The following is a 22,481-nucleotide window of genomic DNA, read 5'->3' on the forward strand; positions in this document are numbered from 1 at the left end:
GGCAGAAGATCATGATTGCTTTAATCCATCAAAATAATGTCCAAACGAGGCTTTCCATTACGAATAATAAACGCAAATTTTATGTTGGTTGATGTCCTCTATGCGAATATCCATATCATAGACTTCTTGCAGTACCGATGGATGGATGATGTCACCGGTCGCCCCTTCCCTCACAACCCTTCCGTCTTTAAGAGCAATGATGTAGTCGGAATAGCAGGAAGCAAAATTGATGTCGTGGATGACCAGAACAATGGTTTTCCCAAGTTCATCGACCATTCTTCTTAACACTTTCATGATTTGAACGGAATGCTTCATATCCAAATTGTTCAGCGGCTCGTCCAAAAGGATGTATTCCGTGTTTTGTGCAATGACCATTGCAATAAAGGCCCTTTGTTTTTGTCCTCCGCTTAATTGATCAAGGTATTTATGCTGTATATCGGTAAGCTCCATATAGCTGATGGCCTCATCGACATGCTTCAGGTCCTCCTTGGACAGCTTTCCTTGAGAATAGGGAAACCGGCCGAAGCAAACCAGTTCTCTAATCGTTAAGCGGACATTGATATGATTGGATTGCTTTAAGATGGATATTTTCTTGGCCAGCTCGCTGCTTTTCCAATGGCCGATTTCTTGTCCATCTATGAATATCTCACCGCGATCCTTTGGAATCAGACGGCTGATCATCGACAAGACCGTGCTTTTTCCCGCGCCGTTAGGTCCGATTAATGAGGTGATCTTTCCTTTGGAGATTTGGATACAAACATTGTCTACCACCGGTTTATTGCCGTATTGTTTCGATAATTCTCTTACTTCTACCACGATTTGTTCTCCTTTAATAGAAGATAAATAAAGTAAACGCCGCCGATGAAATTAATAATCACGCTTAACGTCGTAGAGAAGGTGAACACCCTCTCGACAATCAACTGTCCTCCGGCCAGAGCGATAATACTGATGAGAATCGAGCCGGAGATGAGATAGGTATGTCTGTATGTTTGCAAAAACTGATGGACCACATTCACCACAAGCAGGCCCAGAAAAGTGATCGGCCCGACTAAAGCGGTCGATATGGAGATCAGTACGGCAACGATCATGAGCAGCCTTTTAACAACGTGATCATAGGGAATGCCCAAATTAACCGCATGCTCTCTCCCCAGCGACAGCACATCCAGGAATTTTGCATATTTCATAAAATAAACGGCCGTCGCCAGGACCACTATGAACGAGATCAAGAGAAGATCCGTATTCACGTTATTGAAGCTGGCGAACATCCGGTCTTGTACAACCATATACTCATTGGGATCAATAAGCATTTCCATAAAAGACGAAAGATTCGAAAACAGCGTCCCGAATATTAACCCGACCAGCAGCAAAAAATAGATATGCTTTCCTTTTCTTTTAAACAGGATTTTATACAACAGCCCCGCAAAACAAATCATGCCTCCGACAGAGATAAGGAAATGAACGTTATTATTCATCATCGTGAGAGTGGTGGCGCCGAACATGTACACCACACAAGTCTGTATTAACATATACAGCGAATCCAACCCGATCATCGAAGGCGTTAATATCCGGTTGTTGGTAATCGTCTGAAACACGACGGTGGAAAAGGCGATGGCTGCGCCGGTCAGGGTAATGGCAAGGATTTTCTTCATCCTTCGGGGAAGCACATAATCCCAATTGGAGCCTATATCGATAAATAAAAAGAGTACCGTAACCAGAATCGCAAATAATGCCAGTAATCCGAGCTTGCTTCTATAAGCCATGTGCCTTTCTCCTCATAAGTAAATAAAGAAAAATACCGCTTCCTATCACGCCGACCGTAAGGCCAATGGATATTTCATACGGATAAATAATGACCCGGCCGAGGATATCGCAAAATAAGACAAACACAGCTCCCAATAATGCGGTATGAGAAAGGTTTTTTTTCAAATGGTCTCCTTGGTAAATGGTCACGATGTTAGGGATAATTAGTCCCAGGAACGGTAGCATTCCAACCGTAAGGATAACGGCAGAAGAAACCAAGGCTACAATAATCAGACCTATGAAAACCACCTGCTTATAATTCAGCCCCAGATTGACGGAAAACTCCTCTCCCATTCCCGCAATCATAAACCGGTTGGCAAACAAATATGCGAGGATAACTAACGGAACACTGATGTACAGCAGCTCATAACGCCCTGTCATGATCATGGAAAAATCCCCGTGAAGCCATGTGGAAACACTTTGAATGAGATCATGCTTATAAGCAAAGAATGTGGTGACCGAGCTTAAAATATTTCCAAACATCAGACCTACAAGAGGGATGAATATCGTATCTTTCATTTTCACTTTGTCCAGAATCTTCATAAAAATAAGGGTTCCGAACAGTGCAAAAACAAAAGCGACAAGCATCTTTTGCAGCGGCGTAGCTGAAGAAAAAATCAGCATGGACACCAAAATTCCCAATCGGGCGGCATCCATCGTTCCGGCCGTCGTCGGCGATACGAATTTGTTCTGAGTAAGCTGCTGCATCATCAGCCCGATCATGCTCATACTGGATCCGGCGATAATAATACTGATTAAACGGGGGAGCCTGCTGTCCACCAGGATTTGGGCCTGATCCTCAGACAAATCGAACAGATCCAGGGGAGTGATATTTTTGACCCCGATAAATACGGATGTGACGGATAAAATGATGAGCACGATAAACAAATATCTTTTTTTCATAACGGTTCCTTACTTGGAGAATTAATTTTTCGGATGTAAAATAATAAAGATAATCATTCTCAATACAACAATCAAAAAAAATAATCCCTGTGTAGTGATTACGGTCAACAACCTTTAACGGGATCCTTTTCCCGTCTTTCATTGCGGATTCGGCCGAACTGTGCGAGGCTTTTGCGGCCCGCCCCATGAACGAGTACTAATCTCCACGGTTGAGTCATTTTGTGATTCAGAACCCACACCGCCGTTTCCAGCAGCTGCTCTACAACTTCCACAGATACCGGTCTGTTCTCAAATACATGCACCTACCGTCTTTCTTTAATAATCCGGGCTGGCTCCATAACTCCTCCTTTTAGTGCAGCGTCATGACAATGAGATGTATGCGATCCATTGTTACAAGTGATAATCATTATCATCTTTATTTATTTTACATGAATTCTCACTCACTTGAATGGACATTTCTTTTTGGGAGTATGGATTTTTCGTCATTTGCCTGCGGCCAGCAGCAGCTGATTGACGGTTTGATCAAGCAGGCTTTCATGCACGGACGGATTATATAACAGCGGTTCCGCGTAACGGATAAAAAAACACCTTTTCTTCCGATGATTGCGTTGAAGCCGCCGCCAATCTTCCTCCAGCTTTACGCAGTATTCGTCTGAAGCCGTTGATGGCACCAGAAACAGGACATTATTACAATCCAAAGACGCGACCTCGTCCAGTGTCATGACCTCTCGGAAGCTGACCTCATTCGCCCGGGCTGGCGGCGTAACCTGCAGGTCGTCATAAAACAGATCCTTCATTTTTTTGTGCTGCGTCCCAAATACACGGAACTGTTCCTCGAATGTGCCGACCAATAAAAAAGGTTCGTCCCCCAGCTGCCGGCGAATGTGAAATCTGGCGTTCTCCACCTTCATATCAAAATAGGCCAGCCACCGTTCGGCAACGGAGGAAAGACCAAGAATTTGGCTGATTTTCAGCAGACGCTCCTTCCAAGGCATCCCTTTCCAATGAAGCATGACGACCGGGGCGATCTCGGACAATCTCCGATATAAGTCCTCCGAAATGGGGTATGTTAAAATCAGCTCCGGCTTACAGCTTTCAATTTGATGCCAATGCTTCTCCGGATGCTCGGACCAGTCTCTTCTTAATGCAAGCTTTGGTGTAATCCCCAGAACGGACAAATCGCCCTGAAACACCGGACATAGATTGGCAATTCGAATTTTGGCGCACGCAGCGTATTCCGTCGGCGACATTCCCATATGCTTCTTGAAAAGCCTGCTAAAGTATAATTCATCGGAATATCCGACGGAGTGGGCCGCTTCCGTGACGGATGACGGAGTATTCGCCAGCAAGCACAGCGATGCATTCAACCGGATCGTCGTCATGAACTTATGCGGGCTAAGCCCGGTATGTCTCCTGAACGATTGATAAAAGCGGTTGGGGCTCACCCCGGACAGACGGGCGATCTCATCCACATCCATCGTTGTATCGTAGTGCTCAAGCATATATCGCTTAGTTTGTTCCACATAATCGATAAGAACGTCATCTGCGATTACCGGCTTTTGAATGTAGGTCATCAGAGAGGACACCATAGCATACAGATGCGAATGCAACTGGTAAAACAGTATCGGCTCATCATCACCGCAGTCACTCAGGAAATCTTGAATCCAATTGCGGATTTGCGGCATCCGAAAGCTGTATAAGCAGAATCCATCCCAAGGCCTGATCTGCCGGGCTGAAGGTGCAGGGATAGATAAGCCGCTGCATTCCCATCGGAATCGGATAAAAACGACCCGGGATGCTGCGTCCTCCTGATTCTCAATGATGCATTGGCAGCTGGGAGGAATGAAAAATAATTCTCCGCTCCATACTTTGCCCGACTGGCGTTTGCCCCCGGCGGCTAGGGTTACCTTCAAGCTTTCGTGCATAACGAATCCGAACATCGATACATCATCGTTAGGAAGCTCAATGGTCTGTAGACTCCCCAGCTTACATTCCTCTGTACCCATATAATGCAAAGAAGGCTCTTGAACAGGTTGTACAGATTTCAAATAACGTTCCCTCCTTGGCGTTGGCAGTAATTATTGCTTTATTTTAATGAAAATGATTATCATCGTCAATTACCTCATCCATAAAAAAGCCCCGTAATTACGCTGTTTCAACGTAATTACGGGGCTTTTTATAACCATTCGTTTACATTTTTTAGCCTTGCTTCTTAACAAAGGCTTCCAGACGCTGCATTCCCTGTTCCAATACTTCCATACTATAGGCATAAGAAATGCGGATATATCCTTCTCCATAGATGGAAAAAGCATCGCCCGGAACAACGGCCACACGCTGTTCCTCCAGCAGCTTCATCGTAAAGTCCATCGATGACAATCCAAACCGCTCAATGGACGGGAATAAATAAAATGCGCCTTCGGGCTTATCCAGCTCGAATCCCATGCCGACCAAACGATCGTATACGTAATCGCGGCGCTTCCGGTATTCTTCTTTCATCGGCTGCGCATCGTCCAAACCTGAGGTTAACGCCTCGAGAGCTGCGTACTGGCTGATCGAGCTGGCGCAGGTCACATTATATTGATGCACCTTGACCATGTGCTGCGATAAATATGCGGGCGCGAGCGTAAAGCCGATCCGCCAGCCGGTCATGGCATGCGATTTGGACAACCCGTTTATTACGATGGTTTTGTCCCGCATTCCCGGCAAAGCGGCAATCGATTGATGCGGAGCATCGTAAATCAGCTCGCTGTAAATTTCATCGGAAATGACGAAAATATTCCGCTGCGCAAGCAGCTGCGCCATCTCCGACAGCTCCTCTTCCGTCAATACGCGGCCCGTTGGATTCGACGGATAACACAGGATGATGCATCTTGTCTTCTCCGTTAAATGCGGCTCTAATAGCTCCGCCGTCAGCTTAAAGCCGTTAGCACGTGTGTCCACGTACACGGGAACGCCCCCGCATAATCGAACCAAGGGCTCATACCCCGGATAAATCGGTCCGGGCAGGATGACCTCGCTGCCTTCGTCCAAAATGGTACGCAGCGTAATATCGAGAGCTTGACTTGCGCCTGCAGTCACAATAATTTCATCCGCCGCGCCGTACTTCAATCCGTACTTTTTCTCTACAAATGCGCTGGCGGCTTGTCTTAGCTCCAATATTCCCGGATTAGGCGTATACGTGGTCCGGTGGTCTGCAATCGCTTGTTCGGCAGACCGCAAAATATGCTCGGGCGTCGGGAAATCGGGCTGGCCGATCGTAAGCGTGATCGCATCCTTATAGGTGGCCACCAGATTCGAAATTTTGCGGATACCGGATATTTGAATGTCTTTGACTCTCGGATTAATTAAGCGCTCTAAGTGCTCCATGTCCGTTTCTCTTCCTCTACCTTGTTTTTAACACTTCCAGTAATCTCACCATATCCTCCGGCATCGGCGCTTCGAACTCCAGCCATTCTCCCGTCCGCGGATGCTTAAAACCAAGCACGGCGGCATGAAGCGCCTGTCCTTCCATTTGGACTCCTCTGCTTTTCGACGGGCCATAAGCCGGATCTCCCACCAGCGGGTGACCGATAAACTTCATATGTACCCGAATCTGGTGCGTTCTCCCCGTTTCCAGCTTCAGCTCAAGCAGCGTGTAATCCTCCAATCGCTCAATGACGACGAAATGGGTAACCGCATGCTTGCTGTTTCGCTCCGTAACCGTGTACAGCTTGCGATCCTTCGGGTCACGGCCGATCGGGGCGTCCACTGTACCGTTATTGTGAGGCACGTTCCCGTGAACGAGCGCAAAGTATTTACGGTTTACCGTATGTGCTTTGAGCTGCTCGGCAAGGCTGTTATGCGCCAGATCATTCTTGGCCGCCATCAGCAGCCCGGACGTATCTTTATCGATGCGGTGAACGATCCCCGGACGCATCACCCCGTTAATTCCGGACAAATCCTTGCAGTGGTGCAGCAGCGCGTTCACCAATGTTCCTCCCGGATGTCCCGGTGCCGGGTGCACGACCATCCCGCGCGGCTTATTGACTACAATCACATCGGAATCTTCGTAGACGACCTCAAGCGGAATCGCTTCGGGAGCCAGCTCCAGCTCTTCGGGATCCGGCATCACGAGGATAAGCGTATCCCCTTCCGATAGCTTATAATTGGGCTTTACGGTCCTTCCATTGACGGTAACATGCCCGTCTTTAACCCACTGCTGCACCTGCGTACGGGATACATCCTCTTCCAACACTTCCGTCAAAAACTTGTCTATTCTTTCTCCCGCTTCTTCGGGCTCGGCAATCCATTCCAACCGATTGTCCGAAGACTCACGCTCTTCTTCCATGCTCATGATTTACGCATCTCCGCCTTCCGCATTGCTTTGTGCATTTTGTTTGCTTTCCTGACGCCAGCTGATTAACGAATCTACGAAAATCAGGGCAACGCCGATGACAATGGCCATATCGGCTACATTAAATATCGGATAAGTATAATCTACAGGAGTACCGAACCAGTTAAATTGAAAACGGAACATCAAAAAGTCTACCACTTCACCAAACAAAGCCCGGTCGATAAAATTGCCGAGAGCGCCGCCAAGGAGCAGACTCAAAGCGAATGGAAGCAGCTTTTTGCCTTCCTTTAACGTTTTTTGCAAATACCAGATCACTCCCACAGCAACGCCAATCGTGATCACAATAAAAAACCAGCGCTGTTCCTGCAAAATGCCAAAGGCTGCGCCGCGGTTGCGGTGAGATGTAATCTGAAAAAATTCTCCGATGACAGAACGGACTTCTCCTAGCGTCATTTGGCTGACGATGATCCATTTGGTTATCTGATCCAGCAGCAGCACGATAAAAGCGTAGATGTAATATTTCAACGTAACAGCTCCTTTATCCGTTTCCGAGCTAACAGCGATTCCCTTGCCTAAGATCAACCGGAACCGTGAAAAATAACATTACTTGCGATTGTGAAAAAAGGAGGCGTACTCGTATGACGAGCGGACCCGTACCATCCCATTCGCTTACAGATCAGCAGCTTCAGGAACTGGCTGACACGCTGCGTGAAGAGACGCGTTGGCTCGAAGAGCACTTGCAGGACGGCGAACATTTCGGTTTAGGCAACTCCATGCGCGTCCAAACCGGCGAGCTGTCCACCAATGACAATCATCCCGCCGATTTGGGCACCGAGATGTTCGAGCGCAGTAAAGACATAGCGCTGCATGAGAATGCCGAGCGTCATCTATCTGATGCCAAAGAGGCTCTCCAACGTATCCAGGACGGAACTTACGGCGTATGCCGTACGTGCGGCGCACCGATTCCGTTCGAACGGCTGCAGGCCGTCCCGACGGCAGCTTACTGCGTCGATCACGTACCTGATCCGCATGCTTCCGACCGGCGTCCGGTTGAAGAGCGGTTAATGGCTCCTCCGTTCGGACGTGCCAGTCTTGACGAGCTTCCCGAACAAAATCAATTCGACGGTGAAGACGCCTGGCAAATCGTTGAAAGCTGGGGCTCGTCGAACACCCCCGCCATGGCCGAGAACCCGAACGAATCGGACAGCTACAACGAAATGGAAATCGAGGCCGATGAATCCGTCGGCTATGTGGAACCGTTCGAAAGCTTTTTGGCCACGGACATGTACGGCCGGCATGTTACCGTAGTCCGCAACAAAGCTTATAAAGACTACATGCGAAGCAGCGAGGGCTATGGACTTCTTGAGCCGGAACACGTCGTGGAAGACGAGTATTAGTCTAGAAATAACGAGCTTTTCCTTGGGACAATCCCTCGGATCAGCTCGTTTTTTATGAGTTAAGCTTCTACACCGGACTCCAATACTTCCGCACAACGTTTGCAAAGCGACGGATGCGTTTCATGATGGCCGACCTCCGGCGTGACGATCCAGCACCGTTCGCACTTCTCGCCTTCCGCTACGGAAATGTTCACCGACATTCCTTTATAAGCATGGGCACCTACCGGAACCGCAGCGCCTGCCTCGTGTACCTGTACAGCCGATACGATGAACAGCAGGTCAAGTCGGTCAAAACCGTTCAAAAACTGCTGCGTCTCCTGATCCGGATACAAATGAACCGCGGCGCTAAGCGAATTTCCGATTAGCTTTGCCTTACGGGCCTCCTCAAGCGACTTCAATACATCGTCGCGAAGCTCCGTGAACTTCTCCCACTTCTCTTCCAATCGGCTATCAAACAAGCTTCTGTCCACCTGCGGAAGCTCCGCCACTTGTACACTGGGCAGCTCTGTTCCCGGGATATAGCTCCAAACCTCATCGGCCGTGTGCGGCAAAATCGGTGCAATCAGTTTAGTTATTGCCGTGAGGGCGTCATATAATACGGTTTGGGCCGCTCTTCTTTGCGGATCCTCCGGCGTGCTCGCGTATAGACGGTCCTTCAGAATGTCCAGATAGAAGGCGCTCATCTCCACCGCGCAGAAATGATGCACAGCCTGGTAGACGACATGGAATTCATATTTGTCATAGGCTTCGATCACACGGTCGGCCATGCGGTGCAAACGCACCATCGCGTACCGGTCAAGCTCATTCATTTGCTCTGCGCTTACGCGGTCTGCAGCCGGGTTGAAATCATACAGATTCCCCAGCAGGAAACGAAGCGTATTGCGGATTTTGCGGTATCCCTCGGAAATCTGGTTCAGGATATTATCCGAGATGCGGACGTCCGACTGGTAATCCGTGGATGATACCCACAGGCGCAAAATATCGGCGCCGAGCTTGTTGGACACTTGATTCGGATCTACTGTGTTGCCCAGCGACTTGGACATTTTGCGGCCTTCGCCGTCCAGCGTAAAGCCATGACTCAAAATTCCTTTGTATGGCGCAGTACCCTTGACCGCTACCCCGGTAATCAACGACGAGTTGAACCAGCCGCGGTACTGGTCCGAGCCTTCCAGATACAAATCGGCAGGCCACTGCAGCTCTTCGCGAGTTTCCAGCACAGCGGAATGGCTTGAACCGGAATCGAACCAGACATCCATAATGTCGGTTTCCTTACGGAAATGATCGTGTCCGCATTTGGAGCATACGGTTCCGCTCGGAAGCAGCTCCTTTTCATCCTTCAAGAACCAGGCGTTGGAGCCTTCCTGTTCAAAAATGGATGCTACGTGCTCGATCGTCGCTTCATTGACCAGAGGCTCGTTACAGCTGCGGCAGTAGAAGATCGGGATCGGAACACCCCAAGCGCGTTGACGCGAAATACACCAGTCCCCACGGTCGGCAATCATGTTGTGCAGACGGGTTTCGCCCCACTCCGGCGTCCAATTCAGTCTTTTGATTTCATCCAGCATGGCCTGACGGAAGCCGTCAACAGATGCAAACCACTGCTCCGTAGCACGGAAAATCACCGGTTTTTTCGTCCGCCAATCGTGCGGATATTGGTGCTGTATCGTGTTCATATGAAGCAGATGCCCGGATTCCTGCAGCTTCTCCGTAATGATTTTGTTTCCTTTTTCGTAGAACAGCCCTTCAAAGCCCGGAGCTTCACCCGTAAAATGCCCTTGGTCGTCTACAGGACAAAGCACGCCGAGATCGTATTTTTGCCCGATGATAAAGTCGTCCTCGCCGTGGCCCGGAGCCGTGTGAACGCAGCCGGTACCTGCATCCAGCGTTACATGCTCGCCGACCATTACGAGCGAGGTACGATCATAGAACGGGTGCTTGCAGAGCACCTGCTCCAGCTCGCTTCCCTTGAAGGTAGACAATACCTTAACGTCCGTCCAGCCGATTTCTTTGGAGGCAGCTTCCAAAAGCCCTTGTGCCAATACATATTTTTTGCCGCTGGTTTCCACCAGGGCATAATCGAATTCGGGATGAAGGCTGATGCCCAGGTTAGCGGGCAGCGTCCATGGCGTCGTAGTCCAGATGACGATCGACGCATCTTCCGGAAGCTTGCCCTTGCCGTCCTTTACATCAAAAGCAACATAGATCGAAGTGGACGTTTTGTCCTTGTACTCAATCTCCGCTTCCGCCAAGGCGCTTTCGGATGAAGGGGACCAGTAAACCGGCTTCAGTCCTTTATAGATGTAACCCTTATTCACCATTCCGCCGAAGACACGGATTTGCTGCGCCTCATACTTCGGCTGAAGCGTGATATAAGGATTGTTCCAATCCCCGCGGATGGAAAGACGCTTGAACTGGGCCTTCTGTTTTTCAACCCATTCCAAGGCATATGCTTTACAATAATCCCGAAACTCGGGTACGCTCATCTTCTTGCGATCGACCTTGCCGCTATTGGCAATCGCCTGCTCGATCGGCAGTCCGTGCGTATCCCAACCGGGAACGTAAGGGGCATCATAGCCCTGCATCGTTTTGAAGCGGACGATAATGTCCTTAATGACCTTGTTCAACGCATGGCCGATATGAATATCACCGTTTGCATACGGCGGACCGTCGTGAAGTATAAATTTCGGTTTGCCTTTGCGGCTTTCTTGAACCATACGGTAGATATCGATTTCATCCCAGTGCTTTTGCATTTTCGGTTCGGCCTGCGGCAGGTTTCCGCGCATCGGAAAATCGGTCTGCAGCAGGTTCAATGTTTTGCCATAATCCATTGCTCAGTTCACTCCTTACTTGATTTAAACGCAAAAAAGACTTCCCATCCCTAAGGGACGAGAAGTCTCGCGGTACCACCCAAATTAAGACACAAACGAACAGAAGGGGATTGCCTGAAATATTCAAGCAAGCCTGCCCTTTCATCGAAGCGTCTTCGCTCCATGATCGGTAACGGGATCAGCCGATGCTCTTTACTGCAAATCGGTTCAAGAGATGCTCCTGGGTGATTTTCCTTCGCCGCCAAAGCCCGGGCTCGCACCAATCCCCGGTTCGCTGACTTCAGCCTGACGCCAAGTACTCGTCCCAATCGTCGCTTTCGCTCATGTTAACTTATAGTGGAGTATAGCGGAAATCAACGGCGTCGTCAACATAAGACGCATGCTCCATTTAAAAACAGGCAGCAACCCGGATTCGCCTTATCGATTGCCGTTTTTGCTTTAAGGCTGCTCTACCTCTGTTCGTTCTAGAGAACTCCAGTCCTCTTGACTTAGCAGCTCCAGCTGCGCCTCGATCAGCGTGCGGAAACGAGTGCGGTAGATCGATGCTTGTTTCTTCAGTTCTTCCGTTTCCATGGCGATCTTACGTGTCTTCGAGAGGGCTTCATTGATGATGCGGTCCGCATTCTTCTCCGCTTCCTTAAGGATCAGCTGCGCTTCCTTCTTCGCGTTCGTCTTTACTTCATCCGCCGCTTCTTGTGCAACAATGATCGTCTTGCTTAACGTTTCTTCAATGTTCGCAAAATGATCCAGCCGTTCTTGAATGGTGTTCAATTGATTCTGCAGTTCTTTATTTTCACGGATTAACACTTCGTAATCCTTTATCACCTGATCCAAAAACTCATTGACTTCATCTTCATCGTAACCGCGAAATGATCGTTTAAATTCCTTATTATGTATGTCTAGCGGGGTTAAAGCCATTGCTGCACCTCCTGCAAATTTAGCAACCATGCCATCACGTATTGCTATATTCGACAATTGACTGCAATTTCCTGCAATCACAAATAAAAAAATCGGCATTTATGCATACTTGCCGATTTTTACGCGATATCTTCCCTTTTTGGTAACGCCCTCCACCTCTAGCACCTTGAAGCGTCCGAAGCCCTGGAGAGATACGACATCCCCTTGCATGAGCGGCTTGCTCGGATCCTCCACCTGCTTCCAGTTGACCTTGCACCGCCCCGCTTTGATAGGAATCAGCACCTTGGCGCGGCTCAGCCGGTACACATCACTGACAATGCCGTCCAGGCGGAGCGATGCGACCGACAGGCTCATCTCTTCCAGCTTGACCTCTGTACTCTTAAGACGGTCCAAAGGCAAAAGCTCGGTTTGCACATGCACGCGATGGACTGCGCTCAGGTTAAGCCGCATATAATCGGCCACCTCGGCAGCGACGAGAAAATGACATCCGTCGGGACGTACATAAATATCGCCGACCTTATCGCGCTTAATGCCAAGCCCTAAGATCGCTCCCATGTAGTCCCCGTGATCGAGCTGCTGCAGCTTCTCGTCGGGAGAAGTGACCTCAATCAATCGAATGCCCATGTCTTCTTCGTCCAATACGCGATAATCCGGCGCAAGGAATGCCCGCTTGCGCTCAGCATCCGGATGACCGCCATCAAAGCGCACCTGAACATCTCCACTCCGGTTCACCAAGGACGTAACGATAAAGGCTTGGCGCGGATCCAAAAAGTCGGTAAGCTTCACCGCGTGCTGCTCAGCCCGCTCCACCCATTCGGCCGCTTTGTCCACAAAACGATGCTCATCCGGATGAAAGTGGGCATACATATTCTCGTTCATTCGTCAATACTCCTTCGGCTCAAAACACCATTCCGCCCGATAACTAAAAAATGGCGGATACGATCGCGATAATACCTTCGCCAACAAACCGGAGCGCAATCAGGGCGACGATCGGAGAAATATCGATCATCCCGCCGATTGGCGGAATAAAGCGGCGGAAGATGCCCAAGTACGGCTCACACAGCTTCCCCAAGAATTCTCCGATAAAGCTTTCTCTCGCATTCGGCAGCCAGGAGAGCAGAACATAGGCGATGAGTACGTATTGGTAGATTTCGACAAGAGTGCGTATGTAACCCTCAATCAAGCTGTTCACCTCGTTTTGTATAGTTGGGGCTACCCTTCATCATGATTCATGATTTCCGAAATGGAACCGTGAATTTCTACGGTATCCGGAGTACACAAAAAGATGTTGGGGCCAATTTTCGATATTGAGCCGCTCAGCGCATACACTGTTCCGCTCAAAAAGTCAACGATTCGGGTCGCTTGGTCCGGACGAACGCGATGCAAATTGACCACTACCGGACGCCTGGAACGCAAATGATCGGCAATCTCCTGCGTTTCCTCATAGGTACGCGGCTCATTCAGCACGACCCGAACATTTTTTTGCGAGTGTATGCTTACAACGTTCCCCTTATGTTTACGTGTATCCTGCACCGAGGTTTCAACTTCTTCATGCTGTTCTACGATACGTTCGCGTTCCACGACTTCCTCTTCCTCTTGCAACCCGATCAAATTCATAAATTTGTTCATTACGCCCATGTCCTCTCCTCCTTTAGTGCTGTTCACAGTCTTTCCTTACTCCTTACCCACCAGAATAGAACCGAGACGCACCCAAGTTGCCCCTTCTTCAACCGCTACTTCAAAGTCGTTAGACATACCCATCGACAAGTGGCTGATTTCGTAATCGAGCAAAGCCTCCCCGTTAAGTCGATCGCGCCACTCCCGCAAACCCCGGAATACCGGACGCGTTTGCTCCGGTTCCGCCTCATAAGGCGCCATTGTCATTAAACCCGCAATTCGGATGTGACGATATTCTCGAATTTCTTTGACAAATTCGATCAGCGCCTCCGGCTGCAAACCGTATTTGGTTTCTTCCCCGGATACGTTAAGCTGGATAAAGCACGGAACCTCAACGCCCAGAGCCGCCGCTTTCTTTTCTATTTCTTTGGCAAGCGGCAACCTGTCCAACGAATGAATGTAAGCGAACCGGCCGACAACCTCCTTGACTTTGTTCGTTTGGAGATGGCCAATGAAATGCCAGGTTCCTTGATCGCCGTAAGCTTCCCATTTGGCCGCCGCATCCTGCCATCGGTTTTCTCCGATATCGGTAAGCCCCTGCTGCAATACCCGACCCGTGGCTGCCAGCGATACGTACTTGGTCACGGCGATGATCCGTACCTCTTGCGGATCCCTTCCCGCTCTCGCACACGCCGCGGCAATCCTCCCTTTTACCTCGTTTAAGCGAGCTTCCAATTCATATGTCATAGTCAACATTCACCTGCTTCCCGGCTTACGTCAAGCATGAGCTCAGTCACATAGGATTGTTCCCGGCTACTTCCGCAAACCGATCCATGCAGCCATACGGCCTGTAGACCCGCCTTCCTTGCGGTGCGAGTAGAACAGATCAAGCCGACAGCTTGTGCATAAACCACTTATTTCGATATTTGATGGCAAAATTCCTGCTTTTATCATAATTTGTCGGTTTATTTGTTGCAAGTTTAAATTATATTTTCCGTTCGGCTTTTTTATATACAGCGGAGGGATTTCCCCTATCGATTCATTTTTGGCTCCAAGCCCTAGTTCCTCGATGACTTTATTCATCCGCTTCATCACAGCATCGTCCACTTCATAACAGCACATTCCAATCGATGGTCCGATCGCCGCCTTCAGTTCGCGGGGTTTTGTGCCATAGGCGGCGCTCATGGCCTCCGCAACAGCTTTGGCGATCCCCAGCGCCGTCCCCTTCCAGCCCGCATGAGCCAGTCCGACAGCCTTGTGAACGGGATCATAAAAGTACAGAGGCACGCAATCGGCAAAGAGTGCATGCAGGAATACCTCCGGCTCATTCGTGATAAAGCCGTCTTTGGCCTGCAGAGCGCCCTCTCTGGAATCAATACCTGCTCCACGCTGCTTAACTGTTACCACCTGAATCTCTTTTCCATGCACCTGCTCCGCATATGTACAGTGCTCAAAAGGCACGGCCAGCGCTCCTGCAAGCCGCTTTCGGTTCTCCACGACATCCCCCGGAGCATCCGCTACATGGAGACCGCAGTTTAAGCTATCAAAATCACCCCTGCTCACTCCGCCGAGCCGTGTTGTAAATCCGGCGGTCAGCTTGGAATTCAACCGCATAAAACCGGCGAGCGTCAAGAGTTCACAGCCGTTATCCGCTTTTTCAAGCACGAAAGGTTCCGCCGTCTGCATCAACATCCCATCCCCCTGCTGTCAGAATATTTACAAGTATACACGAAATGGACTGAAAGAGCATCATGTCCTGCTTGTTGGGGTGAGACGGAAGTATTGCGGACAAGCTTCGAAAGCCCTCCGTCTGATTTTCGTTTCAGTCGCGATATTGTCGGTAATATTCATAAGCAAGATTCGTTTCGTCATGCCGGCGGTAGGTTGGAATATCCTCCAGCTTAACCAGCACAACGTCCATACCGATCTTTACAATGTTTTCCCAAGGTATGATGATATCGGCGCCGCCGCTAAACAAACCGAAAAAACGCGTTCCGTTCGGCACCACAATGGCATCGATCCGGCCATGCCACAAATCGAGCTCCAGATCGCTGATCTGTCCCAGCTTTTTGCCGTCTACAATATTGACGACATCCTTCATTTGAAGATCGGATATTTTCATGCTGCTTCCCACCACCGAGACAGGCTAGGTTAAGGCTTGAACCAGCCTTTTTTTACTATTATATGAGAAACCTCGGCAAAATAACTTGCCGGAACAAAAAAAGACCGTTCCCGTATGCAGGGTCAGGTCGGATGCTTCGATCAGAAGCGGTTTTAGTTTTTGACGTGCTTTTGCATTTGCGAAATCGCTGATTTCTCCAGCCGCGATACCTGCGCTTGGGAGATGCCGATCTCATCGGCAACCTCCATCTGTGTTTTTCCATCAAAAAATCGCATGGACAAAATCATTTTCTCCCGGTCATTTAGCTTGCGCATCGCCTCCCGAAGAGCTATGCCTTCAATCCAGGAAACGTCCTTGTTACGGTCATCGCTGATTTGGTCCATCACGTAGATGGGATCTCCTCCGTCATGGTAGATCGGCTCGAACAACGATACCGGATCCTGAATCGCATCGAGGGCAAATACAACATCTTCCTTAGGAACGTTCAGCGCCTCGGAAATTTCATATATCGTGGGCTCGCGCGAGTTTTGATTTGTGAGCTGATCCCTTACCTGCAGCGCTTTATAAGCGATGTCCCGCAAGGAACGGGATACCCGAATCGGATTGTTGTCCCGTAAATAACGTCGAATCTCACCGATAATCATCGGCACTGCATAGGTTGAAAACTTCACATTTTGGCTCAAATCAAAATTATCAATCGCCTTCATCAGTCCGATACAGCCTACTTGAAACAAATCATCGACATATTCCCCACGATTATTGAAACGCTGAATGACACTAAGGACCAGCCTGAGATTGCCGTTAACTAATTTCTCTCTTGCAGATCGTTCATTATTCGTTTGCAGCTGAACGAAAAGTTCACGCATTTCCGCATTGGTCAAAACCGGAAGCTTTGCCGTATCGACGCCGCATATTTCGACTTTGTTTCGGGTCACCGCGATTACCTCCCAAGGAGAAACATTACTGTTAATTATCTCCTCGGAACATTTTTTTATGCGCCTCTTAACCCCGTCCGAATCATGCCTTCGGGGATTGCAAACCGTCGAAAGTCAAATCCAGCAAGGAAGATTTCGCTTTCACGGAACGTGAAAAAAACATTTACCAGTTTACACCATTTTATTAAATTCCTTGCGAAGTCGTTTAATAATGCGTTTTTCTAAACGAGAAATATAGGACTGTGAAATGCCCAACATATCCGCAACATCCTTTTGCGTCTTCTCCTGACCATCCTGCAGCCCAAAACGCAGCTCCATGATGATCCTCTCCCGTTCCGACAGCTTATCGAGCGCTTTATGCAGCAGCTTGCGGTCCACCTGCTCCTCGATGTTGCGATAGATCGTATCGTTCTCGGTTCCGAGCACATCGGAAAGCAGCAGCTCATTGCCGTCCCAATCAATATTTAAAGGTTCGTCGAAGGATACCTCCGTACGAATCTTGCTGTTGCGGCGCAGGTACATTAAGATTTCGTTTTCGATACAGCGGGAGGCGTACGTGGCCAATTTTATCTTTTTCTCCGGATCGAACGTATTGACCGCCTTAATTAAACCGATCGCACCGATCGATACGAGATCTTCAATGTTAATCCCGGTATTCTCAAATTTCCGTGCAATGTAAACCACGAGCCGGAGATTCCGTTCAATCAGCATCCCTCGAATGGCCGCATCTCCGGACGGAAGCTTCTCCAGCAAATATTCTTCCTCTTCGCGGGTGAGCGGGGGCGGAAGCGCTTCACTTCCTCCAATGTAGTATATTTCTTCTCCCTTGAGCCCCAGCAGCAGCAAAAGACGGAAATACAAAATCTGCATCATCAGCTTCCACTTGACTAACATATTATGCTTCCTCCTAGCATGAAGATGTCTTCTGGTTGGCAATCCCGTTTCATTGCCCGTTCCTCTGATGTTTTCGGCGCGACTTTGCCCCCTATGCGGTACAGATGATATATGCGGACCGAAAAAGCATGGATCTAGCCGTGATGTTCTTCCTTTAAGGCTGACTGCCCTCCATGAGCGCCGGATGAATGATCGCTTGATAGGCGTTGTCCGAACTAAGTCTGCCGCCGTCAAGGCCGATCAATACCTTCATCGCCTCGATCTGTTTTCCCTCTGTCGTTATGACGACCCGATCCGGCTTTATCGCCAGCATAAACTGCGTACTTCGGTTCACCCCCCGATAAGGGACCAAGCGCAGCCGATCCTGCCATATAAAAGGCTCCGTTCCGATCGATGAAACCAATTGATCGACTTCCGCGCGTCGGATCCTGGCCATCCATGCTTCCGGAATATGCGCTCCCCATTGTGCCGCTTCCATCACCATAACGGGAGTCTTGGTTAACGGGTCGTACAGCTGATTTCCCGTATCGATCAGTCCGGTACAGCTGGTGGCATAATCGTCGATATGGACATCTACTTTGACCATATAGGTCGTCAACTCCTGCTTCCTCCTGAACGTCAGCATCACCTGCCGATAGATCCATACGGTAAAGGGAATAGAGAACAGCAGCAGCGGGACAGTCACCTTTAAATCACGGCTAATCAAAATGCCTTGCACAAATTCACCCGACGATTGCCAAAAGTACACAAACCCGACAACTCCGCCGGCCGCAGCGAAATTGATAAGGTAAAAGGCTCCGAGATTTCGCACAAAATGCTGCAATCCACCAAATCCGAACGCCGTGAGCAGCATCAGCAAGGACAGTATAAGCTTGACTGCAAATGTGTACAAGAACGACAATGGAGGAAAAAACAGCATGATCGCATAGCTGCCGCCGATCGCTGCGGAAAGCCCGAGCCTCCACCAGCGAAAACTGAGCTTGCGTGACCAAGCTGTTGTCCATAGCAAAGCGCCGTCAATCAACACGTTAAACAGGAAAATGACATCGATATACACGATCATTTCCCGTAACCTCCCGCCATCTGTCCCTCTCCGTCGCGAATGAGACAAGTATATAGCAATCCTATTCCAAAGTCTGTCTAAACATGCCGACAGCAGGAGACTTTTTTTGTCGGATAGCGTAAGGTCTTGAAAGGTTTATTCGAGGCAAGTAAGTGGGTGTTATTCGGACGGGACGCAAAAAAAACCGCCTCTGGTCGCAGAGGCGGCTGCTTGTTAGCATCTGAACTATTGATTTTACTTGTCGAAGCCGTTCCGGTTGCGGTTACGCAGGAAAGCCGGAATATCCAACTGATCGCCGGAGGGTTGTCCCCCGCCGAAAGGCCGAAGATTACCCAAACGGGAATCCGACGATTCCTGCTGCGCATTTCCTGTAGCGGCACCGGCTCCAGCAGGCTTCCTCGCTCCCGGAGAAGGCGCGGCCTTATGCTCGAAACCGGTGGCAATCACGGTTACAACGATCTCATCTTTCAGCGATTCATCGATGACGGCGCCAAAAATCATGTTCACTTCCATATCGGAGGCGGAAGCTACGATATCGGCAGCTTCATTCACTTCATACAGCGACAGGTTAATGCCGCCGGTAATGTTCATCAGCACTCCGCGCGCACCATCAATGGAGGTTTCCAGAAGCGGGGAACAGATGGCTTTCTTGGCCGCTTCCGCTGCGCGGTTCTCACCCGTAGCCACGCCGATCCCCATCAATGCGGACCCGCGCTCCGTCATGATCGTCTTCACGTCGGCAAAGTCAAGGTTAATCAGCCCTGGTACCGCGATCAAGTCAGAGATCCCTTGAACCCCTTGACGAAGCACGTTATCCGCTTCGCGGAACGCTTCCAGCATCGGAGTCTTCTTGTCCACGATTTCAAGCAAACGATCGTTCGGTATAACGATCAGTGTGTCAACCTTTTCTTTCAGGGCTGCAATCCCCTGTTCAGCCTGCATATGCCGTTTACGTCCTTCAAACGTAAACGGCCTGGTAACCACTCCAACAGTTAAAGCTCCGCATTCTTTAGCGATTTCAGCGATAACCGGCGCAGCGCCGGTTCCCGTGCCGCCGCCCATGCCCGCTGTAACGAACACCATATCCGAGCCCTTAAGGGCGTTCATAATCAATTCACGCGATTCCTCGGCCGCTTTCTTGCCTACATCCGGATTCGCTCCTGCACCGAGACCGCGGGTTAGCTTATCCCCGATCTGCAGTCTTTGCTCCGACTTGGCAAGATGCAAAGCTTGAGCATCCGTATTGACGGTAATAAACTCCACGCCCTTGACGCCGTTATCAATCATTCGGTTGACGGCATTGCTGCCGCCGCCGCCGACGCCAATGACTTTTATTTTTGCTAACTGGTCCATGTCCATGTCAAATTCAAACATACTAGCGTCTTCCCCCTCATTAGGCTTTCATCGTGCAAGCTTTTTCGATCAAATAAATTCGCTTAACCAATTTTTAAACCGTTCCATAGCCGATGGCTTTTGCTCTTGACCGGAAGACGACTTTTTACTCACCAGCTTTTTCACGCCGGTGCTTTGTTTGGAGCTGCGCATATATTTGGATGCGTATTGAATAATTCCTACTCCGCTTGTAAAGGCGGGATCGCGTACTCCGATAAAATCCGGAGTGGCGATGCGGACAGACGTTGCCAGCTCCAATTGTGCGACAGCCAGCATTCCAGGCAAGGAAACCGTCCCTCCGGATAATACATACCCTCCCGGCAATTCGGTGAACCCGAGTCTTTGCACTTCCATCTGTATCAAATGGAAAATTTCCTGTGCGCGCGGCTCGATAATATTCGCCAAATCGACCTGGGAGTATTCCTTGTCCACATTGCTGCCCAGACGATTCACCTTGAATACTTGATCTTCCGCCGCATGCTCCACCATGGCGCATCCGAATTTTTGCTTGATTTTCTCGGCAATATCGGCTTGCGTTCTAAGACCGTATGCAATGTCATTCGTAATATATTCGCCTCCGATCGGAAGCGTAGATGTCGCAACCAAATTGTTTTCATTAAATACGGCGATGGTGGTTGCACCCGCACCGATATCGACCAACGCGGTTCCAATCGCCTTCTCATCTTTGGACAAAGCTATATGGCCTGCGGCCAGCGACATGAGCACCAATCCGGCAACCTTCAGTCCGGACTTCTCCACCACACGAAGCAAATTATGAATGGCAGTCTTCGTGCCTGTCACGATCGTCGCTTCCACTTCCAGCCTTACGCCGATCATGCTTCTGGGATCATGGATTTGATCCGTCCCATCCACCACGTATTGATTGGGGACCACTCCGATAATTTCCCTTTCAGGAGCCAAAGGGATCACCTTGGCGGCTTGAATGACACGTTCAATGTCGTCATCCCCGATTTCACGGTCATCATTCGACACGGCTACTACGCCATGACTCGATTGCAAAGAGATATGGTTGCCGGAAATTCCTACATACACTTCCGCGATTTGAATGCCCACCATCCGCTCCGCGTGGTCCACCGCACTTCGAATCGATTGTACCGTTTGATCGATATCCACGATTGCTCCCTTGCGGATTCCCTGCGAGTCGGCAGATCCAACTCCAATTATATTAATGGTGCCGTTAACGACTTCCCCAATAATAGCACGAACTTTGGATGTACCGATGTCCAAACTAACAATGATGTCATTGCTGCTCAACCTGTGGCACCTCCTGTGACATGTAATGTATACGAGCCCTGGTCAGCAAACCTCCTGTAGTTATTCCACACAGCTCGTCTGTTTCCTCTTTTTTTCTTAATTTTTTTCGAAAATAAGCATAAAATATCCCATAATTACAATTCTATCATTTTTTTGGTAGGTTGAGTAGCTGGTTTTTTTTAATTTTTCGCTGGTGAAGCCGGGGCTTTGGCGCTCCCATCCTTCCTGCTGCCTTGTTCTGACGGGAAGGGCGTATGGGAATCGGCTTCCAGTAATGTCAATACTCCGCCTGTCTGATTATTTTCTTTTAAGCTGGCGATATAAGTATTCAAATAGATCATTTTTTCCGGAAGATACTCAATTGTGGTCTGCACCTCAAACTGAGAGCGGGTGTACATCTTGATTTTGTCCGGATACGATGTGCTTGGGTCGGGCTTGATCTCCGATACGTCGGAAAAATTGGCAGGGGACAGCTTGGACATCGCAAGACAAAGCTTAGCTTTTAGCGGATCTTCCTCGCTCCATCCCGTTAATAACGGCTTGTCCGGCACAAATCCCTGAAGCGTCACCGGAACCATACTGGCGTCCGCCAGCAGCGCCTTGATTTGGCCTCCCTCGCCGATTTGATAGGCCACCTTGGGATATTCCTTCACTTCGATTAAAATCCGACCGGGAAAATGCTTGGACACGTGTACGGATTCTACCATTCTTAAAGCTCTCACCTTTTCTTCAATCCCGCTGGAAGAGACAGAGAAAAAATGATCGCCCGGCTTTACAGCTGCGGCTTCTTTGATCTCTTCAGCAGAGACAAGCTCCTGGCCTTGAGCTTCGATTTCAGTGATTTGGCTCAACGAGGACTGAAAGAACAGCACGAGAAGCAGCGTAATAAAAAAAACAAAAAGAAACAGGAGCAGCTTTTTGCTGCTGCGGTTTCTTGGTGCAGGTTTTTTGATGACCGGAAGCCTGTCTTCTGAAGTCATGGAAAACCTCCTGAGCTCAGGAAT

General features: G+C 49.4%; 23 protein-coding genes and 1 other annotated feature. Of the genes, 1 reads left to right on the forward strand and 22 read right to left on the reverse strand.

What is annotated here, in order from left to right; genetic code table 11:
• Nucleotides 1–57 precede the first annotated feature (57 nt).
• From ACZYR9_RS02850 to lspA, 8 genes are all read right to left on the reverse strand, one after another.
• Nucleotides 58–816, reverse strand: coding sequence for an iron ABC transporter ATP-binding protein (locus tag ACZYR9_RS02850; protein WP_488976926.1), 759 nt, complete (start codon nucleotides 814–816; stop codon nucleotides 58–60).
• The gene (locus tag ACZYR9_RS02855) at nucleotides 810–1,760 is read right to left on the reverse strand and encodes an iron chelate uptake ABC transporter family permease subunit (RefSeq protein WP_488976927.1); all 951 of its coding nucleotides are present in this window, start codon (nucleotides 1,758–1,760) and stop codon (nucleotides 810–812) included. Before ACZYR9_RS02855 ends, ACZYR9_RS02850 begins: the two co-directional genes overlap by 7 nt.
• Nucleotides 1,750–2,703, reverse strand: coding sequence for an ABC transporter permease (locus ACZYR9_RS02860; RefSeq protein ID WP_488976928.1), 954 nt, complete (start codon nucleotides 2,701–2,703; stop codon nucleotides 1,750–1,752). The genes ACZYR9_RS02855 and ACZYR9_RS02860 overlap by 11 nt, the downstream gene beginning before the upstream one ends.
• A gap of 104 nt (nucleotides 2,704–2,807) precedes the next feature.
• Nucleotides 2,808–3,005: a nitroreductase family protein gene (locus tag ACZYR9_RS02865; protein WP_488976929.1), complete on the reverse strand. Its 198-nt coding sequence runs from the start codon at nucleotides 3,003–3,005 to the stop codon at nucleotides 2,808–2,810.
• 180 nt (nucleotides 3,006–3,185) lie between these two features.
• A complete protein-coding gene (locus ACZYR9_RS02870; RefSeq protein WP_488976930.1) occupies nucleotides 3,186–4,751 on the reverse strand; it encodes a helix-turn-helix domain-containing protein in 1,566 nt (521 codons plus the stop codon).
• Between the two features lie 151 nt (nucleotides 4,752–4,902).
• Entirely contained in the window at nucleotides 4,903–6,069 is a 1,167-nt protein-coding gene (locus ACZYR9_RS02875; protein WP_488976931.1) for an aminotransferase A, read from the reverse strand.
• Between the two features lie 16 nt (nucleotides 6,070–6,085).
• Nucleotides 6,086–7,036 carry an RluA family pseudouridine synthase gene (locus ACZYR9_RS02880; RefSeq protein WP_488976932.1) on the reverse strand — a complete coding sequence of 317 codons (951 nt, stop codon included), beginning with the start codon at nucleotides 7,034–7,036 and terminating at the stop codon, nucleotides 6,086–6,088.
• Nucleotides 7,037–7,039: 3 nt separating this feature from the next.
• Nucleotides 7,040–7,561, reverse strand: a complete 522-nt coding sequence (gene lspA / locus ACZYR9_RS02885) for a signal peptidase II (RefSeq protein WP_488976933.1) — start codon at nucleotides 7,559–7,561, stop codon at nucleotides 7,040–7,042.
• Between the two features lie 113 nt (nucleotides 7,562–7,674).
• Between lspA and ACZYR9_RS02890 the strand changes: the two genes are divergently transcribed.
• On the forward strand, nucleotides 7,675–8,433 hold the full coding sequence (locus ACZYR9_RS02890) for a TraR/DksA C4-type zinc finger protein (protein WP_488976934.1): 759 nt from the start codon (nucleotides 7,675–7,677) through the stop codon (nucleotides 8,431–8,433).
• Nucleotides 8,434–8,492: 59 nt separating this feature from the next.
• Here ACZYR9_RS02890 and ileS read toward each other — a convergent pair whose 3' ends face one another.
• The 14 genes from ileS to ACZYR9_RS02960 form a co-directional block, all read right to left on the reverse strand.
• A complete protein-coding gene (gene ileS / locus ACZYR9_RS02895; protein ID WP_488976935.1) occupies nucleotides 8,493–11,261 on the reverse strand; it encodes an isoleucine--tRNA ligase in 2,769 nt (922 codons plus the stop codon).
• A 50-nt stretch (nucleotides 11,262–11,311) separates the two neighbouring features.
• Nucleotides 11,312–11,582, reverse strand: a binding site (T-box leader).
• Nucleotides 11,583–11,699: 117 nt separating this feature from the next.
• Nucleotides 11,700–12,179, reverse strand: a complete 480-nt coding sequence (locus ACZYR9_RS02900; RefSeq protein WP_488976936.1) for a DivIVA domain-containing protein — start codon at nucleotides 12,177–12,179, stop codon at nucleotides 11,700–11,702.
• A gap of 99 nt (nucleotides 12,180–12,278) precedes the next feature.
• Nucleotides 12,279–13,058 carry a YlmH family RNA-binding protein gene (locus tag ACZYR9_RS02905; RefSeq protein WP_488976937.1) on the reverse strand — a complete coding sequence of 260 codons (780 nt, stop codon included), beginning with the start codon at nucleotides 13,056–13,058 and terminating at the stop codon, nucleotides 12,279–12,281.
• A gap of 43 nt (nucleotides 13,059–13,101) precedes the next feature.
• Nucleotides 13,102–13,371, reverse strand: a complete 270-nt coding sequence (locus ACZYR9_RS02910) for a YggT family protein (protein WP_488976938.1) — start codon at nucleotides 13,369–13,371, stop codon at nucleotides 13,102–13,104.
• A 20-nt stretch (nucleotides 13,372–13,391) separates the two neighbouring features.
• Nucleotides 13,392–13,817 (reverse strand): cell division protein SepF, encoded by a 426-nt coding sequence (locus tag ACZYR9_RS02915; RefSeq protein WP_488976939.1) that lies wholly within the window; start codon nucleotides 13,815–13,817, stop codon nucleotides 13,392–13,394.
• Nucleotides 13,818–13,853: 36 nt separating this feature from the next.
• Entirely contained in the window at nucleotides 13,854–14,543 is a 690-nt protein-coding gene (locus ACZYR9_RS02920) for a YggS family pyridoxal phosphate-dependent enzyme (RefSeq protein WP_488977137.1), read from the reverse strand.
• A 66-nt stretch (nucleotides 14,544–14,609) separates the two neighbouring features.
• On the reverse strand, nucleotides 14,610–15,482 hold the full coding sequence (pgeF, locus tag ACZYR9_RS02925) for a peptidoglycan editing factor PgeF (RefSeq protein ID WP_488976940.1): 873 nt from the start codon (nucleotides 15,480–15,482) through the stop codon (nucleotides 14,610–14,612).
• A gap of 136 nt (nucleotides 15,483–15,618) precedes the next feature.
• Nucleotides 15,619–15,918, reverse strand: a complete 300-nt coding sequence (locus ACZYR9_RS02930) for a YlmC/YmxH family sporulation protein (RefSeq protein ID WP_488976941.1) — start codon at nucleotides 15,916–15,918, stop codon at nucleotides 15,619–15,621.
• 152 nt (nucleotides 15,919–16,070) lie between these two features.
• Complete coding sequence (sigG, locus tag ACZYR9_RS02935; protein ID WP_488976942.1) at nucleotides 16,071–16,853, reverse strand: RNA polymerase sporulation sigma factor SigG; 783 nt, start codon at nucleotides 16,851–16,853, stop codon at nucleotides 16,071–16,073.
• A 171-nt stretch (nucleotides 16,854–17,024) separates the two neighbouring features.
• Nucleotides 17,025–17,747: an RNA polymerase sporulation sigma factor SigE gene (sigE, locus tag ACZYR9_RS02940; protein WP_488976943.1), complete on the reverse strand. Its 723-nt coding sequence runs from the start codon at nucleotides 17,745–17,747 to the stop codon at nucleotides 17,025–17,027.
• A gap of 154 nt (nucleotides 17,748–17,901) precedes the next feature.
• Nucleotides 17,902–18,810, reverse strand: coding sequence for a sigma-E processing peptidase SpoIIGA (spoIIGA, locus tag ACZYR9_RS02945; protein ID WP_488976944.1), 909 nt, complete (start codon nucleotides 18,808–18,810; stop codon nucleotides 17,902–17,904).
• A 234-nt stretch (nucleotides 18,811–19,044) separates the two neighbouring features.
• Nucleotides 19,045–20,184 (reverse strand): cell division protein FtsZ, encoded by a 1,140-nt coding sequence (gene ftsZ, locus ACZYR9_RS02950; RefSeq protein WP_488976945.1) that lies wholly within the window; start codon nucleotides 20,182–20,184, stop codon nucleotides 19,045–19,047.
• 48 nt (nucleotides 20,185–20,232) lie between these two features.
• Complete coding sequence (gene ftsA, locus ACZYR9_RS02955; RefSeq protein WP_488976946.1) at nucleotides 20,233–21,477, reverse strand: cell division protein FtsA; 1,245 nt, start codon at nucleotides 21,475–21,477, stop codon at nucleotides 20,233–20,235.
• 179 nt (nucleotides 21,478–21,656) lie between these two features.
• Complete coding sequence (locus ACZYR9_RS02960) at nucleotides 21,657–22,457, reverse strand: cell division protein FtsQ/DivIB (RefSeq protein WP_488976947.1); 801 nt, start codon at nucleotides 22,455–22,457, stop codon at nucleotides 21,657–21,659.
• Nucleotides 22,458–22,481: the final 24 nt, after the last annotated feature.

This window comes from Paenibacillus sp. F024 (genome assembly GCF_057814255.1).

Coding starts and splice junctions, on each gene's coding strand:
- ACZYR9_RS02855 (WP_488976927.1), bottom strand. CDS start 1,760: ATGGCTTATAGAAGCAAGCTCGGATTACTGGCATTATTTGCGATTCTG.
- ACZYR9_RS02860 (WP_488976928.1), bottom strand. CDS start 2,703: ATGAAAAAAAGATATTTGTTTATCGTGCTCATCATTTTATCCGTCACA.
- ACZYR9_RS02875 (WP_488976931.1), bottom strand. CDS start 6,069: ATGGAGCACTTAGAGCGCTTAATTAATCCGAGAGTCAAAGACATTCAA.
- ACZYR9_RS02880 (WP_488976932.1), bottom strand. CDS start 7,036: ATGAGCATGGAAGAAGAGCGTGAGTCTTCGGACAATCGGTTGGAATGG.
- ACZYR9_RS02890 (WP_488976934.1), top strand. CDS start 7,675: ATGACGAGCGGACCCGTACCATCCCATTCGCTTACAGATCAGCAGCTT.
- ileS (WP_488976935.1), bottom strand. CDS start 11,261: ATGGATTATGGCAAAACATTGAACCTGCTGCAGACCGATTTTCCGATG.
- ACZYR9_RS02900 (WP_488976936.1), bottom strand. CDS start 12,179: ATGGCTTTAACCCCGCTAGACATACATAATAAGGAATTTAAACGATCA.
- ACZYR9_RS02905 (WP_488976937.1), bottom strand. CDS start 13,058: ATGAACGAGAATATGTATGCCCACTTTCATCCGGATGAGCATCGTTTT.
- ACZYR9_RS02915 (WP_488976939.1), bottom strand. CDS start 13,817: ATGGGCGTAATGAACAAATTTATGAATTTGATCGGGTTGCAAGAGGAA.
- ACZYR9_RS02920 (WP_488977137.1), bottom strand. CDS start 14,543: ATGACATATGAATTGGAAGCTCGCTTAAACGAGGTAAAAGGGAGGATT.
- pgeF (WP_488976940.1), bottom strand. CDS start 15,482: ATGCAGACGGCGGAACCTTTCGTGCTTGAAAAAGCGGATAACGGCTGT.
- ACZYR9_RS02930 (WP_488976941.1), bottom strand. CDS start 15,918: ATGAAAATATCCGATCTTCAAATGAAGGATGTCGTCAATATTGTAGAC.
- sigE (WP_488976943.1), bottom strand. CDS start 17,747: ATGTTAGTCAAGTGGAAGCTGATGATGCAGATTTTGTATTTCCGTCTT.
- spoIIGA (WP_488976944.1), bottom strand. CDS start 18,810: ATGATCGTGTATATCGATGTCATTTTCCTGTTTAACGTGTTGATTGAC.
- ftsZ (WP_488976945.1), bottom strand. CDS start 20,184: ATGTTTGAATTTGACATGGACATGGACCAGTTAGCAAAAATAAAAGTC.
- ACZYR9_RS02960 (WP_488976947.1), bottom strand. CDS start 22,457: ATGACTTCAGAAGACAGGCTTCCGGTCATCAAAAAACCTGCACCAAGA.